The following is a 15,082-nucleotide window of genomic DNA, read 5'->3' as shown; positions in this document are numbered from 1 at the left end:
TTTTGATGAGCTTACCAACAGCGCGGCGCCGGGCCCAGATATGCTACCCTGCGCCCTGCAATACAGGGGGCGCCGTGACCGACTACCAACAACTCGCCAATGACATCAAGGCCTGGGGCCGTGAGCTGGGGTTTGCCCAGGTTGGGATCACCGATACCGACCTGAAAAGTCACGAAGCGGCCCTGCAAGCATGGCTGGACGCCGGCCACCATGGCGACATGGACTACATGGCCCGTTATGGCATGCTCCGGGCCCGCCCCCAGGAACTCTTGCCCGGTACCTTGCGGGTAATAAGCGCCCGCATGGATTACCTGCCTCCCAAGGCCCGTTTCGGGGAAATTCTGGGTAACCCCGAAAAGGGCTATGTCTCGCGCTATGCCCTGGGCCGCGATTACCACAAGCTGCTGAGAAACCGCCTGAAAAAGCTCGGCGAGAAAATTCAGGCGGCGCTCGGTGAGTATCAGTTCCGCCCCTTTGTAGACTCGGCGCCGGTGCTGGAGCGGCCTTTGGCCGAGAAGGCAGGCCTTGGCTGGGTGGGCAAACACAGCCTGCTGCTAAACCCCGAAGGCGGGTCGTTCTTCTTTTTGGGTGAGCTGCTGGTGGACTTGCCGCTGCCTGTCGACCCGCCTTTTGGCGAGGAGAAATGCGGCAAGTGCGTGGCCTGCATGACCATCTGCCCGACCCAGGCTATTGTCGAGCCTTACGTGGTGGATGCCCGCCGCTGTATCTCCTACCTCACCATCGAGCTTAAAGGCCCCATTCCCGAGCCCTTTAGGCCGCTGATTGGCAACCGCATCTACGGCTGCGACGACTGCCAGCTCATCTGCCCCTGGAACCGCTTTGCCCATTTAAGCAGCGAGCCGGACTTTGCCCCGCGCGCCCCCCTGCACGCCCCTGACCTGTTGGCGCTTTGGGCCTGGGACGAGGCCACCTTTTTGAAGGTGACCGAAGGCTCGCCCATCCGCCGCATCGGCTTTGAGCATTGGCAGCGCAACCTGGCGGTGGCCCTGGGTAACGCGCCTTACAGCCTTGACATCATCGCCGCCCTTGAGGCGCGCCTTGAGGACGCCAGCGAACTGGTGGCAGAACACATCCACTGGGCCTTGGGCCAGCAGCACCAAAAGCCCCAGGAAGGCGACGGCAGCGGCAAAATCGGCCAGAAAAAAGCCCGCTTGGTGCGGGCCGTTGAAAAGGGCTTGCCAGACAGCGCTTAAGGGGTGGGCACCGGCATGTCCCGGCTCCAGACAATAATGCCGTTGGCCAGGGTCATTACCCGCAGCCGCAGGCTGTCGCCGCTCTCACGAATTTGTCCGTACAAAAGATACTGATGCCCACCTTGGCGCCCGGCCTGGCGGGCCGAGAGCAGATCGAAGGCGTCGGCGCTCGCCGACAAGTCCGCCGCCTCGCGGCCGTCCTTATCCAGCTCGCTGACAATGCGCTCGGTCAGGGCCTGGGTGTCGATACGGCGGTTGGAATAGTTGGCCACTTTCACCACCGCCACGTCGCCGTCCGGCAAGGTGGCCACCAGCGCCTTGATATTCTGGGCCAGGGCGTCCTGCTCGGCGGCCTGCGGCGCTTCCACCACCGGCGGCTGGGCCGGCGGCCTAGTAGGGCTTGTCTGGGTACAACCGGCCATGGCCACCACCATGGCCAGGCTGAAAAGCTTGATTTTGTGCATGCCGCTCCTCCTCGGGACAGCTTGCAAATTCATCCGTAAACTACGGATGAATTAACGTTTTTTGGGAACCCAGGCCCAAAGATAGCGCGCTTGCACCGGTTGTTCACCTTCTTCATCGGTGATAATCACCTCCACTGCCACTTCCCCTTTCTCGAGGCTGCGGATCTGGGCGATTTGCTCATCGCTCAACCGGGCCACCGCCTTGAGGCTGCCTTTGGCGCGGCGCACGTAGTTGATGTCCATGGCTTTTAGAAGAGGCAGGCGGTCGTCCGGCACGTTAAGACCAAACACCAAACCGGTAACCGACTCGCCCAGCAGCGCCGTGGCGGCGGCGTGCACGCCCTTGATGTGGTTTTGCACCTTTTTGCGGTTGCCAAGCACCATCTCGGCTTGTTGGTAGTCGGCCTGGTTGATGCGAATGCCGGCGGTGCCGGCAAACTTGACGGCACCATTGAACAGCCGGGACAGCGCGGCGCTTTGCCACTTTTTGGGAAGACGCTTACAGAGCCGCACCATGCGGCCAAGGCGGTTAACGGGTTTCATAAAGACTCCAACTGGTCAAACCAGAAGAGTCTGACACAGTTACCCAGGCACGGCTACAGGTCCTGCATGCGCATGGTCTGGTGCACGAAGCGTTGCTGAATGTTCTTGGCGGAACTCAGTAGCCCTTCAAGGTACTGGCGGCTTTCCTGGCCAGGGCACAGGGGCAGCAGGGCCTCGATATCGGCCAGCAGTTTGTTGTCCAGCTCCAGCGCCAGGCTCAGCACGTCATCGAGGGTGGCATTGGCCTTGATACCCACATAGGTGAGCTGCTTGATGAAATCGCTGTCCGCCGCCTTATCAAACCAGGTGTCGAAGGCGCCGTGGGGGTGTTTGAGGTAGTCGCGGTAGTCGTCCGCCACCTTTTGCTCATGATCCACCAGGTAGTGGAGCATCATGCGAGTGCGTTCGGCATCAGCATTGCTGGCCAGGCGCTGGTAGAGCTTGCTGAGGGCAAAGTGGGACTCGGCCAGATGGTCTATCAGGTCACGTACGGTTTTAAAGCGCATGCTGCTCTCTCCTTGAAACTCACTTGAGCTTAACCTCAGCCAGAATGACCCAGCCTTGCGGCAAGTCAAGCCCATGCCTTTTTACGGTCAAAAAACATTCACGGCCAGGAAACCCAAGCGAAACGTTTTCGTCACACCCCGTTCCCACAATGCGCTCTATTTATTCGCAAGGGAAAAAATCATGACAAATCACAAACTTCTCCTTCCCAGCCTGCTTGCCTCCAGCATCGCAGTGGTATTCAGTTCCTGCGCTTTGGCCGACGACGACGCCGGTAAAGACACCGAGGTGATCTCGGTGGTGGGCGCCCGTATCGCCTACGCCAACAACAGCACCGACGACAACATCAAATCTTTCTCAAGCCCGCTATCGAGCGTCAACGACCTTATCAACATGCTGCCCGGGGTGAGCGTGGGTGAAGGCGGCGTGTTCGGCTCCGACGACTGGTCTACCACCATCACCATGCGCGGCTTTGCCCTTAACGGCTCAGACCAGCAACTGGGCATGACCATCGACGGCCTGCCCAACGGCGGCTCCGGCTACGGCGGCGGCTCCAAGGCCAACCGCTACCTGCTGACCGAAGACACCGCCCGGGTGGAAGTCATGCAGGGCACCTCCGATATCGGCTCCCCCTCCCTCGACGCCCTGGGCGGCACCTTCAACTACATCTCCGCCAACCCCAATGACGAAAAGGGCGCCGTGGCGGCGGTGAGCGGCGGCGATTATGACTCCCGCAAATACTACCTGCGCTTTGACACCGGCCGCTTCTGGAACGACACCACCACCAGTTACCTGAGCCTCGCCGACAGTCGCACCAAGCGCTGGATAGGTTCTGGCTCCAACGGCGACTCCACCGATTTTCACGCCGCCTACAAGCTGGTGTCAGAATTGAGCTGGGCCACCCTGACCGGCCGCATCAGCTATGACGACGTGGACGAAACCAACTACAACGGTATCTCCCTGGCCCAGTTCAAGCAAAACCCCCGCTGGGACCGCCTGACCTGGAACTGGACCGGCGACCCGGTAGAAGACCAAAACTTTGCCGAAGCCTGGCGCACCTTGCGCAAAAACACCTTTGCCTACCTGCGCCTGGACACCCGCCCGAGCGACAGCACCCGCCTGGAAGTCACCCCTTATTACCACCACATGAAAGGCCGTGGCGACTGGCTACCCCCTTACCAGGTGCTGGTGGACGACGCCGGTAAACCCATCCTTGATGCCGACGGCAACCTGCAAACTTTTACCCATTTTGATGCCAGCGGCGCCCCGGTGCTGAACCCGGCCGACTGCGACGATTCCTGCACCCTGGCTTCCAGCTACCGCCACACCCACTACGGCAAGGACCGCTACGGTATGACCTCGCGCTTTAGCTGGGACATCACCATGGACAACACCCTGACCCTGGGCCTGTGGGCCGAGCGCCAGGACCGTGACGAATACCGCGACTGGCACGGCGTACTGGACCCGAAAGTGGGCCCGGCTTACGACAACACCGCCTACTGGCGCCAGTATGACCGCACCTACACCACCGACACCCTCAACTACTACGCCCAGGACAAGTGGGTGCTGGGGGATCTGACCCTGACCGCCGGGGTGCGCAAGTTCCTGGTGGATATCGACCGTAAAGACAACTTTGTGGGCCAAAAGACCGGGTCGCTGTCCAGCGACTCCGATCTGCTGCCCATGGCCGGTGCGGTGTGGAATTTCGCCCCCAGCTGGGAGCTCTACGGCGGCTACTCCGAGAACTTCAAAGCCATCTCCGACAGCATCCTTGAGACCGATCAGGACTACGGCAAGCTGGAGGCCGAAACCGCCAAGAACACCGACCTTGGCCTGCGTTATTTCGGCTCCAGCCTGCAAGTCACCGCCGCCTTCTACCACATCAAGTTTGATAACCGCATCACCTACATCGCCGCCACCGCCGGTAGCGGCATCGACTACTTGGGCGAGTTGGACGGCCAGTACGTCAACGTTGGCGGTATCAAGTCCAAGGGCTTTGAAGGCAGCATCAACTGGCAGTTCGCGCCGATGTGGAGCCTGTACAGCTCGCTGACCCTCAACGATTCCGAGTACTCCGACCGCAGCCTGGTGCCGGCAACCGACGCCGGCGGCAACGCCATCTTGAGTGACATCAAAGGCATGGAAGTGGCCGGTGCGCCGCGCCGCATGGGTGTGGTAGCGGTGAACTACAGCGACGGCAACTATCGCGGCGGCCTGGAAGCCAAGTACACCGGCGACTACTACGGCGACTACTTCAACAAGGACACCATCGAGTCTCACACCGTGATGTCCCTGTACGCCGGTTATCACCTGGATTTCGCCACCAAAGGCATCAAGGGCCTGGATCTCACCCTCAACGTAACCAACCTGGGTGACACCAACTACCTGGCCGGCGGCTCCAACGGCGGCTACTACATCGGTGTTGGCCGCACCGTCACCGCCAACGCCACCCTTTCATTCTGACCCCTTTGGCCCCGGTTTAGCCGGGGCTTCTTTTTTGAGGTAAAAGCCGATGGTTGACCAACAACGTCGCCGCTTTTTAAAGCTTTCTTCGGCTGCCGGCATCGCCGGTATCGCCACCGCCGCCACCCTGCCCGCCACCATCCGAAAAGCCCTTGCCATCGAGCCTGCCCGCCACAGCGGCACCATTGAAGACGTCAAACACGTGGTTATCTTCATGCAAGAGAACCGCTCCTTTGACCACTACTTTGGCAGCCTGCGCGGGGTGCGGGGTTTTGACGACCCCAGGGCCATGCAAAGCCGTCCCGGCCAATCGGTGTGGCAGCAGGCGTGCAGCAAGACCCCGGCGCCGGTGCTGCCTTTTCATCTCGACAGCACCGGCAGCTCAGCCCAAACCATGCACGACCTCAACCACGACTGGCGCGGCCCGGTAAAAGACTGGGCCTGCAACGATGTATGGGCCGAGCAGAAAACCCCCATGACCATGGGGTATTTCAAACGGGACGACATGCCCTTTTACTACGCCCTGGCCGACGCCTTTACCATCTGCGACGGTTACCACTGCTCGCTGTTTGGGCCCACCAACCCCAACCGCATGTTCCTGTGGACCGGCACCAGCGGCCTGACGGTAGGCAACAGCGGCCCGCAAGTGGTGGCCAACAAGGACGACGGCAACTGGACCTCGGACATGGGCCGCGACCACGGCGAGTTCACACCCTATGACTGGACCACCTACGCCGAGCGCCTGGACAAAGCCGGGGTCAGCTGGCGGGTCTATCAGGAGTACGACAACTTCGGCGATAACGCCCTGCAATCGTTCAAGGCCTTTCGCGGCCTCGACCCGGACTCGCACCGCTACCGCCAGGGCCGCGCCTGGGTGGCAGGCTCCAGCGCCGAGAACGCCGTAGCCTCCCGAGGCGAGCACCTGGTGGCGGCCTTTGCCGAAGACGTGAAAAACGGCACCTTGCCGGAAGTCTCCTGGCTTATCGCTCCTTATATCCTCTCCGAGCACCCTGAAGCCTCGCCGGGCTACGGCGCCTCCTTGACCGCGCGTTTACTCGAAGCGCTGATGAGCAACCCCGAGGTCTGGTCAAAAACGGTGTTCCTGCTGAACTACGACGAGAACGGCGGCTTTTTCGACCACGTACCGGTGCCGGTGCCGCCGGCAGGCAGCGCCCTTGGCAAAAGCAACGTTGCTCTCGATGGCGAGGATTATCACGGCGAGACGCTGGGCCTTGGGCCACGGGTACCGATGATGGTGATCTCCCCCTGGAGCCGGGGTGGCTGGGTGAACTCAGAGCTCTTTGACCACACCTCGGTATTGCGCTTTTTAGAGCAGCGCTTTGGGGTCAGGGAGCCCAATATTTCCCCTTGGCGCCGAGCAGTGGCGGGGGATCTCACCAGCACCCTCGATTTTACCGGCCAAAACGCCACCTGGCCCAAGCTGCCGGATACCGGGCACTACATCGGCCAAGTGGATAAAGCCGCCAAGCTGCCGGCCCCCACCTTGCCGCCCCTGGCCGCCATGCCCCGCCAGGAGCCCGGCCAGCGCCCCGCCCGGCCGCTGCCATACGAGATGGAAGTCAGCGCTCGGGCCAAAGGCGGCCAACTGGCCCTTGCCATCCACAACCAAAGCACGGTGGCAGTGGCCCTTGGGCTTTATGATGATAAAGCTGAGCATGGGCCGCGGCACTACACCGCCGCCGCCCACAGCCGCCTGGAAGACAGCATCGAGACCGGCGCTGACTACCAGCTGACCCTGCATGGCCCCAACGGATACCTGCGCCATTTCGCCGGCCAAGGGGACGATGGCCTAGAGGCCAGCCTCAGCCGGGGTGCCACCCCCAACCTGCTGATGCTGACCTTAAGCAACCGCTCTGGCGAACCTCAGGCCTTTGAGATAACGGATGCTTACAGCGGCAAGACCCAGCGCTACACGCTGGCCCCCGGCCAGCAACAGAGCCTGAGCTGGCATATTGCCGAACAGGCCCATTGGTACGATCTGGCCCTTAGCGCCGGGCACTACCGGCGCCGCTGGTGTGGCCATATGGAAACCGGCCAACCGAGCTTTAGCGATCCGCTGATCGGCAGGGCGTAACCCTCGCTCAAAGGCCGCCTAGATGGCGGCCTTTGTTTAGATGGGAAGAAAGACGACGCTCTTTAGCCCTATGTTCTGAGCCGCAATAGGCCCAAATGCAAAAAGGTCGTCCTGATGGACGGCCTTTTCTAATTGGAGCGGGAAACGAGACTAGCCTCTGCCGACACTCGGCTCGCGACCGGCGCGTCTGCGCGCCACAGGCCATTGAATTAACCCACTCGACATTAGATAGACGGATTGCAGGGTAGTCGCTTCAACCCCTGCCGCAGTTGCTGGAGAGCCAAATGCAAAAAGGCCGTCCTGGTGGACGCCCTTTTCTAATTGGAGCGGGAAACGAGACTAGCCTCTGCCGACACTCGGCTCGCGACCGGCGCGTCTGCGCGCCACAGACCATTGAATTAACCCACTCGACATTAGATAGACGGATTGCAGGGAGTCGCTTAACCCCTGCAGCGCAATTGCTGGAGAGCCAAATGCAAAAAGGCCGCCCTGATGGACGGCCTTTTCTAATTGGAGCGGGAAACGAGACTTGAACTCGCGACCCCAACCTTGGCAAGGTTGTGCTCTACCACTGAGCTATTCCCGCATTGTGTGCGCTGCCTTGGCAACGACTTTTGGCTTTCGCCGTGACCCTGGCCTAAACCCGAATCATCAAAATTTGGAGCGGGAAACGAGACTTGACTGGGCCGACATTCGGCTCGCGACGGTCGCGATTCTCACACCTCGTAGTCAATTAATCTAACCAACTACGCCTTAAATTTGGAGCGGGAAACGAGACTTGAACTCGCGACCCCAACCTTGGCAAGGTTGTGCTCTACCACTGAGCTATTCCCGCATTGTATGCGCTGCCTGGGCAACGACTTTTGGCTTTCGCCGTGACCCTGGCCTAAACCCGAATCATCAAAATTTGGAGCGGGAAACGAGACTTGAACTCGCGACCCCAACCTTGGCAAGGTTGTGCTCTACCACTGAGCTATTCCCGCGCTTTGGCCTTACAGCCCGCCGCCGGTATTCCCCGACAGCGGAGCGCATTGTACCTAAAAATTTCGTCTGCGCAACAGCCTCAAATACTGTTTGGCGCCTTTTTAGGCAACCGGCAGTTTCAGGAAATGGTCACGGTAGTAACGCAGCTCCTCTATGGACTCGCGGATGTCGTCCAGGGCCAGGTGGGTTTCTTTCTTCTTGATGCCGCCAAGTACTGCCGGTGCCCAGCGACGGGCCAGCTCCTTGAGGGTGCTGACATCGAGGTTACGATAGTGAAAGTACGCCTCAAGCTCTGGCATGTATTTGACCAAAAAGCGCCGGTCTTGGCCGATGGAGTTACCGCAGATGGGCGAGGCGCCCTTGTCGACCCACTTTTGCAAAAAGGCGATGGTTTGCTGCTCGGCGTCGGCTTCAGATAAGGCACTTGCCTTAACTCTGGCCACCAAGCCGTTGGCGGTGTGGGTACGGGTGCACCATTCGTCCATGGCGTTCAGCAGCACATCGCTCTGATGCACGGCCAGCACCGGCCCTTCGGCTAGGATATTGAGGTCTTTGTCGGTGACGATGGTGGCGATCTCGATGATCCGCTCTTTTTCCGGGTCCAGGCCGGTCATTTCCAGATCAATCCAAATCAGGTTGTCTTTGCTCATGGGTTTTCTTCTGAAGGGGCACCTCGGTGTATCATAGGGTTTTACGTCAGCAGCAGCCAGGAACAAAGTGGCGAAACGCAGCAAACTGACCCACGGCCAGCAGCGCCGGGTTAAAGCCAATCAGGCCAAACGTCTTAAGCAGCAGGACGAGGTCGCCATCGACGACGCCTTGCTGGGTAGCCCCGAGGAAGGGCTAGTGCTCTCACGCTTTGGCCAGCACGCCGATGTGGAAGATGCAGAGGGCAAAGTGCACCGCCTGAACCTGAGGCGCACCATCGGCTCGCTGGTCACCGGCGACAAAGTGGTGTGGCGCCGGGGCAACGAGGCCCTGGCCGGTATCAGCGGCGTGATTGAGGCGGTACACGAGCGCCATTCGGTGCTGACTCGCCCGGATTTCTACGACGGCATCAAGCCGGTGGCCGCCAACATCGACCAGATGTACATCGTCTCCTCGGTGCTGCCGGTGCTCTCCACCCACATCATTGACCGCTACCTGGTGGCCGGCGAGACCTTGGGGGTCGAGTCGGTGATCATCCTTAATAAAACCGACCTATTGGACGAGGCGGCCCGCCAGGACGCCGAGCAGCAGCTTGCCCTGTACCGTGACATTGGCTACCAGGTGCTGCTGGTATCGGTGAAAAAAGGCGAAGGCATGGCAGCGCTTGAAGCCACGCTGCAAGACGAAGTGAGCATTTTTGTCGGCCAGTCAGGGGTAGGGAAATCGTCCCTGGTGAACCGGCTGCTGCCGGACGCCGAAGCCCAGGTAGGGGACGTGTCGGAGAACTCCGGCCTTGGCCAGCACACCACCACGGTGGCAAGGCTCTTTCACTTCCCCACCGGCGGCGACTTGATTGATTCTCCCGGCATTCGCGAATTTGCGCTCTGGCACCTGGATGAAACCACCATCGCCCGCGGTTTTCGCGAGTTTCGGGCCTTTTTGGGCACCTGCAAGTTCCGCGACTGCAAGCACAAGGCCGATCCGGGTTGTGCCCTGCATGCCGCCATTGCCCGTGGAGAGCTGGCCCAAAGCCGCCTGGACAGTTACCATCGCATAGTTGACTCGCTGGCCGAGAGCCGGCCCAGTTTCGCCTAACAGCACCCTATAATCGCCAAGGAATTCATCGGTGTTAGACCAACTGAAAATCACCCTGCAGTACCTTATTCCCCAGCACGGCCTGTCCCGGCTGACCGGGTTTCTGGCCAGCGCCAAGGCCGGGTTTATTACCCGCGCCTTTATCCGCTTTTTCATCAACAAGTACAAAGTGGACATGAGCGAGGCCAAGCTGCAGGACCCGGCGGACTTTGCCACCTTCAACGATTTCTTCACCCGCGAGCTCAAACCCGGCCTGCGCCCCCTGGCTGACACCGACCTGGTGTTGCCGGTGGACGGCGCCGTCAGCCAGTTGGGCCCGGTAACCGCCGGGCGCATTATCCAGGCCAAGGGCCACGACTACAGCGCAGAAGCCCTGCTGGGGGTTCCTGCTCTTGCCGAGCCCTACCAGAACGGCAGCTTTGCCACCATATACCTGGCGCCGCGCGACTATCACCGCATTCACATGCCCATTAAAGGCACCCTCACCGACATGGTGTACGTGCCCGGCGACCTGTTCTCGGTAAACCCCTTGACCGCCGAAAACGTGCCTGGCCTTTTTGCCCGTAACGAGCGGGTGGTGACCCTGTGGGAAACCGAGGCCGGCCCCATGGCGCTGGTACTGGTGGGCGCCACTATCGTTGCCAGCATCGAAACGGTGTGGGCCGGTACCGTGAGCCCGCCAACCGGCAAAGAAGTGCGCCACTGGGATTATCGCCACCTCAAGCCCATCACTCTGGATAAGGGCGAAGAAATGGGCCGCTTCAAGCTGGGCAGCACCGTGGTATTGCTGTTTGGCCAGCAGGCCGTGGCCTTTGCCGAGGAACTGGCTCCCGGAGTAACCACCCGCCTGGGCGGAGCCTTCGCCAGCAAGTCCAGCTGATGCCCTCTTCCCGAAGTCTTTGGGAACTGCATATCGCGGTGTTGCTGTTTGGCGGCACCGCGCTCTTTGCCAAACTCATTCCCCTTGGCGCCCTGGACATGACGGTGCTGCGCTGCGTCATTGCCGCCCTCACCCTGGCGCTGGTGGTCAAAGCCACCAAAGGCCGGTTGCGCCTTGGCAGTGGCCGCGAATACGCCACCGCCCTGGCCCTTGGAGTGGTGGTGAGCCTGCACTGGGTCACCTATTTTGCTTCCATGCAGGTCTCCACCGTGGCGGTGGGGATGATCGCCTTTTTCACCTACCCGGTAATGGCGGTGCTGCTCGAGCCGATGATAAAGCGCCAACTGCCCCACCCTCGCGATCTGTTGGCCGCCGCCATTGTGCTGGTGGGCATCGTGCTTATCGTGCCGGACACCAACCTCGATAACAGCACCACTCAAGGGGTGGCGCTGGGGGTGCTGTCGGCGCTGCTCTTTACCTTGAGAAACCTGCTGCACAAACACCGCTTCAGCCACCACTCCGGTCCCAAGGCCATGTTCTACCAGTGCCTGGTGGCGGCTGTGGTGCTGGCGCCCTTTCAAAGCAGCGCCGCGCTTTCTATGCCGCTGTGGGGTTGGGGGCTGCTGCTGGTGCTGGGTATTGGCTTTACCGCTACCCCTCACGCCCTGCTGGCCCAGGCCCTTGGCAACCTCAAAGTAAAAAGCGTGGCGCTGATTTCCTGTCTGCAACCTATCTACGCCACGGTTTTAGCGGCCTTGGTGCTGCATGAAATCCCCGATTGGCGTACTCTCGTCGGCGGCGTGCTGGTGGTCAGCGCAGCCGTGTTCGAGACCCTGGCGGCCCGTTCCCAAAAGCCCTGAACCCCAGCCCTTGGCTGTGGCGGGCCAGGGTAAAAAGCCCTAGGATGAGAAAGACTTAAGTTCCGGGATCGGTTATGCCCCTATTGTTTCGTATCTGCCTTGCCCTGGCATTGCTGCTCAGTGTTGGCGCCCAGGCCAACACCCCTTTTCAAAAGCTGCTCAAAGAGCAGATGCAAACCAAGGCCCAGGCCGCCAAGAAGGCTGCCGATCCCCAAAGCGAACAACTGGCGTCCCTCTATGGCGAGGCAGCCCAGTTGCTGGGCCAGCGTGACGATCACCTCAAGGTAGCCAAGCAATATCAGGATGTTATCGACAACTTCCCCAAGCTGCTGCCCCAAAAAGAGGCCGAGCTGGCCCGCTACCAATCCCCGGCCCTGGCCAATTACAAAAGCTGGAGCGAAACCCGCCTCGACCAGGAGCTGCCCCAGGTTATCAGCGACCAGCAGAGCCTGAACGACCAGCTGGACAAGGTGATCAGCGACCAAAGCCGCATCTCCAGCCGCCTGGGCCAGGGCAGCGCCCAGGCCGCCAACCTGCGTAACGAGCTAAACCAACAGCAGCAAGACCTGGACAACCTCTCCGGCACCGACGCCATGAGCCAGGCCCACATGGCGGTGGCGCAAGCCAAGGTGGCCATGCTGCAAGCCTGGATCCGTCGCCTGGAGCTGGAAGATGCCTCGGCAAGCCAGCGGCTGCGCCTAAAGGAAGTGGACCAAGAGCTGCTGAGCCTGCAAATCGCCGACAAGGTGGCCCAGCAATCGGCGATGCAATCGGCCCTTAATGAAAAGCGCCAGGCGCGTATTCAGGCCACCTTGGTCGAAAGCCTGGACCACGACTACCAAAACCCCTTTTTGGACCAGCTGGCCCAGGAGAGCGTCGGTTACGCCGATGCGCTGACCGACCTTAACAATCAAATTGTCTCTGCGCTGTCCAAGCTAAGGGAAGTCAAACAAAAGAACCTGGAGTGGCGCGAGTATCAATCGTCGGTACAAAAGCAGATTGAGTGGCTGAAAGTGAGCGCCGCCTTTGGCGAGACCCTGCGTATCCGCTACGACCAGCTGCCCCGGGACTTTCAGCACAAGCAGCTGATCAACGCCATCAACCAGGCCCGCATCGACAAATACGAGTACGACCAGAAGCTCAAGGCCGGCGCGCCGGACGACGCCCTGGCCCAGCTTTCTGCCAAGCAGGCCCAGCAAGCCAAAAAGCTCATCGACACCCGCCGCCAGCTCCTTAAAAAGCTCTCGGAGCGGACCTTTGAATACTTAAACCACCTGACCCAGCTGGAGATTGCCACCGGGGATCTCGAAAAAACCGTTGGCGAGCTCAAGACCCTGATTGAGGGGCACCTCTTTTGGATACCCAATGCCCGGCCCCTAAGCTGGGACTGGCTTACCTCCCTGGTAGACGACAGCTACCAGTTTGTGCGCCACAAATTGGTGGAGGGCAACGAGTTCAGGGTCAGCCACCACCCGCTACTGGTGGCACTGGTGCTGGGGCTGATGGTGCTGGCGATGGTGATCCGCTGGCTGGAGCTCAACCGCCTGCGTAAACGCCTGGCAGAGCTTGCCAAGCCGGTGGGAAATGTCACCCGCGACACCATCCGCACCACGGTCAAGGCCCTGGCGTTAACCCTCGGCTATGCCACGCCGCTGCCGCTGCTGTTTTTGGTATTGGGCCTGATTGCCAAAGAAACCCAGCCGGCTCTTGCCATGGCCTTGATGGCCGGCGCCGCTGGCAGCGCCATCTGGCTTACCGTGCGTAACCTCACCCACGACGAGGGCATACTGCAAAGCCACTTTCGCTGGCGCGCCGCCGGGGTGAAACGGCTGCGGCTGCTGGTGCGGCGCCTGGCGCTGATTGCCACGCCGCTATTGATGGTGACGGTGTATTGCCAACTGCAAAACGACGAGGCCATTCGCCAGGGCCTGGGCCGGCTCACCTTTATGGCGCTGGCCGGGGGCCTGGCGGTGTTCTACCAGCAGCTTTATAAGCACCGCGCGCTGCTGGTGTACAACCTGGAAAAAGGGGTCAGGCCCCGCAACTGGCATTACCTGCTGTGGTGGGTGGCCATTCTGCTGCCTGCGGTATCCCTGGTGCTGGCCATTACCGGTTATTACTACACCGCCCAGCAAATCCTCTGGCTAGAGCAGCTTTCCCTGCTGATGCTGTGCGGCTTTGCCTTTGCTTATTACCTTTCCAAGCGCTGGCTGCTGATTGAGCGGCGCAAAATCGCCTTTGCCCAGGCCAAAATCAAGCGGGCCGAACTGCTCGCCCAGCGCACCAAAGAGCAGCAAACCGAAGAGGCCGACCCCGGCCCCGAGGTGCCGTCGGAAGAATCCCTTATCGACGTGGACACCATCTCCAGCCAGTCCATCGCCCTGATGCGCACCCTCTTTAAACTGGCGGCGGTGATAGCCCTGGTGGCGCTGTGGTCGTCCATGTACGACTCCCTGAGCTACTTCGAGCACATCAACCTCTACAGCGTTACCACCACCATCGACGGTGAAGAACAAGACGTGCCGGTAACCCTGATGGCCCTTATCTGGGCGCTGCTGGCGCTGACGCTGATGGTGATTGGCAGCCGCAACCTGCCCGGCCTTTTGGAGCTGGCGCTGCTGCAACGGATGCAGCTCAGCCCCGGTACCGGCTTTGCCATCACCACAGTGTCACGTTACCTGGTTATCGTGGTGGGTGTGGCGACCACCTTTGGCCTGTTGGGCATCGAGTGGTCCAAGGCGCAGTGGCTGGTAGCGGCCCTGACGGTAGGCCTGGGTTTTGGCTTGCAGGAGATCTTCGCCAACTTTGTGTCGGGCCTTATCATCCTGTTTGAAAAGCCCATTCGCATCGGCGATACGGTCACCATTCGCGATCTTTCCGGCACCGTGACCCGCATCAACACCCGCGCCACCACCATAGTGGATTGGGATCACAAAGAGATCATTGTGCCCAACAAGGCCTTTATCACCGAGCAGTTGGTGAACTGGTCGCTGTCGGACCCCACCACCCGGCTTATCATCCGTATCAGCGTCAACCACGGCTCCGATACGGACCTGGTGCAACAGTTGATGCTGGAGGCAGCCAAGCGATGCCCCATGGTATTGGACCAACCCGAACCTTCGGCTTACCTGCTGGGTATCGGGCTGTCGTCTCTGGATTTCGAACTGCGTGCCTACGTGGGCGACACCGACCATCGCCTGCGCACCTGCCACGCGCTCTACAGCGACATTCACCGCCAGCTCAAGGCCCGTGGCATTACCCTCGCCTGGCCCAAGGTGGACGTCAACATGCTGCAATCCCCTTCCGCCCCCAAAGGGCCTTGAGTAGCAACG

General features: G+C 60.6%; 11 protein-coding genes and 3 tRNA genes. 7 read left to right on the top strand and 7 right to left on the bottom strand.

Going from position 1 to position 15,082, the window contains the following annotated elements; translation table 11 throughout:
- Window positions 1-74: 74 nt before the first annotated feature.
- Window positions 75-1,214: a tRNA epoxyqueuosine(34) reductase QueG gene (gene queG / locus AC22G1_RS03020; RefSeq protein ID WP_487315463.1), complete on the top strand. Its 1,140-nt coding sequence runs from the start codon at window positions 75-77 to the stop codon at window positions 1,212-1,214.
- On the opposite strand, the gene AC22G1_RS03015 is transcribed toward queG, so the two are convergent.
- Genes AC22G1_RS03015 through AC22G1_RS03005 form a run of 3 tightly spaced genes read right to left on the bottom strand, consistent with a single transcriptional unit; the run spans window position 1,211 to window position 2,727 of the window.
- Window positions 1,211-1,678: an LpoB-related protein gene (locus tag AC22G1_RS03015; RefSeq protein WP_487315462.1), complete on the bottom strand. Its 468-nt coding sequence runs from the start codon at window positions 1,676-1,678 to the stop codon at window positions 1,211-1,213. The genes queG and AC22G1_RS03015 overlap by 4 nt on opposite strands.
- Window positions 1,679-1,729: 51 nt before the next feature.
- Window positions 1,730-2,221 (bottom strand): DUF4442 domain-containing protein, encoded by a 492-nt coding sequence (locus AC22G1_RS03010; protein WP_487315461.1) that lies wholly within the window; start codon window positions 2,219-2,221, stop codon window positions 1,730-1,732.
- Between the two features lie 53 nt (window positions 2,222-2,274).
- Complete coding sequence (locus AC22G1_RS03005) at window positions 2,275-2,727, bottom strand: hypothetical protein (RefSeq protein ID WP_487315460.1); 453 nt, start codon at window positions 2,725-2,727, stop codon at window positions 2,275-2,277.
- Window positions 2,728-2,908: 181 nt separating this feature from the next.
- Here AC22G1_RS03005 and AC22G1_RS03000 point away from each other — a divergent pair, with 181 nt between their 5' ends.
- Both AC22G1_RS03000 and AC22G1_RS02995 read left to right on the top strand, forming a co-directional pair.
- Window positions 2,909-5,188 carry a TonB-dependent receptor domain-containing protein gene (locus tag AC22G1_RS03000; RefSeq protein WP_487315459.1) on the top strand — a complete coding sequence of 760 codons (2,280 nt, stop codon included), beginning with the start codon at window positions 2,909-2,911 and terminating at the stop codon, window positions 5,186-5,188.
- A 49-nt stretch (window positions 5,189-5,237) separates the two neighbouring features.
- The gene (locus tag AC22G1_RS02995; RefSeq protein ID WP_487315458.1) at window positions 5,238-7,283 is read left to right on the top strand and encodes a phosphocholine-specific phospholipase C; all 2,046 of its coding nucleotides are present in this window, start codon (window positions 5,238-5,240) and stop codon (window positions 7,281-7,283) included.
- A 511-nt stretch (window positions 7,284-7,794) separates the two neighbouring features.
- On the opposite strand, the gene AC22G1_RS02990 is transcribed toward AC22G1_RS02995, so the two are convergent.
- The 4 genes from AC22G1_RS02990 to orn form a co-directional block, all read right to left on the bottom strand.
- Window positions 7,795-7,869: transfer RNA gene (locus AC22G1_RS02990), tRNA-Gly, on the bottom strand.
- A gap of 174 nt (window positions 7,870-8,043) precedes the next feature.
- Window positions 8,044-8,118: transfer RNA gene (locus AC22G1_RS02985), tRNA-Gly, on the bottom strand.
- A gap of 73 nt (window positions 8,119-8,191) precedes the next feature.
- A tRNA-Gly gene (locus AC22G1_RS02980) sits at window positions 8,192-8,266 on the bottom strand.
- Window positions 8,267-8,368: 102 nt separating this feature from the next.
- Entirely contained in the window at window positions 8,369-8,917 is a 549-nt protein-coding gene (orn, locus tag AC22G1_RS02975; protein ID WP_487315457.1) for an oligoribonuclease, read from the bottom strand.
- 67 nt (window positions 8,918-8,984) lie between these two features.
- Between orn and rsgA the strand changes: the two genes are divergently transcribed.
- The 4 genes from rsgA to AC22G1_RS02955 all read left to right on the top strand — a co-directional run bounded on the left by rsgA (window position 8,985) and on the right by AC22G1_RS02955 (window position 15,073).
- The gene (gene rsgA, locus AC22G1_RS02970) at window positions 8,985-10,010 is read left to right on the top strand and encodes a small ribosomal subunit biogenesis GTPase RsgA (protein ID WP_487315456.1); all 1,026 of its coding nucleotides are present in this window, start codon (window positions 8,985-8,987) and stop codon (window positions 10,008-10,010) included.
- Between the two features lie 31 nt (window positions 10,011-10,041).
- On the top strand, window positions 10,042-10,890 hold the full coding sequence (gene asd, locus AC22G1_RS02965; RefSeq protein ID WP_487315455.1) for an archaetidylserine decarboxylase: 849 nt from the start codon (window positions 10,042-10,044) through the stop codon (window positions 10,888-10,890).
- Window positions 10,890-11,750, top strand: coding sequence for a DMT family transporter (locus AC22G1_RS02960; protein ID WP_487315454.1), 861 nt, complete (start codon window positions 10,890-10,892; stop codon window positions 11,748-11,750). Before asd ends, AC22G1_RS02960 begins: the two co-directional genes overlap by 1 nt.
- A 74-nt stretch (window positions 11,751-11,824) precedes the next feature.
- Window positions 11,825-15,073, top strand: a complete 3,249-nt coding sequence (locus AC22G1_RS02955) for a mechanosensitive ion channel domain-containing protein (protein ID WP_487315453.1) — start codon at window positions 11,825-11,827, stop codon at window positions 15,071-15,073.
- Window positions 15,074-15,082: the final 9 nt, after the last annotated feature.

It is taken from the genome of Gallaecimonas zhanjiangensis (genome assembly GCF_057624825.1).
The sequence above is the reverse complement of the archived record's forward strand: the minus strand, read 5'-3'. Positions and strand labels throughout refer to the sequence as shown.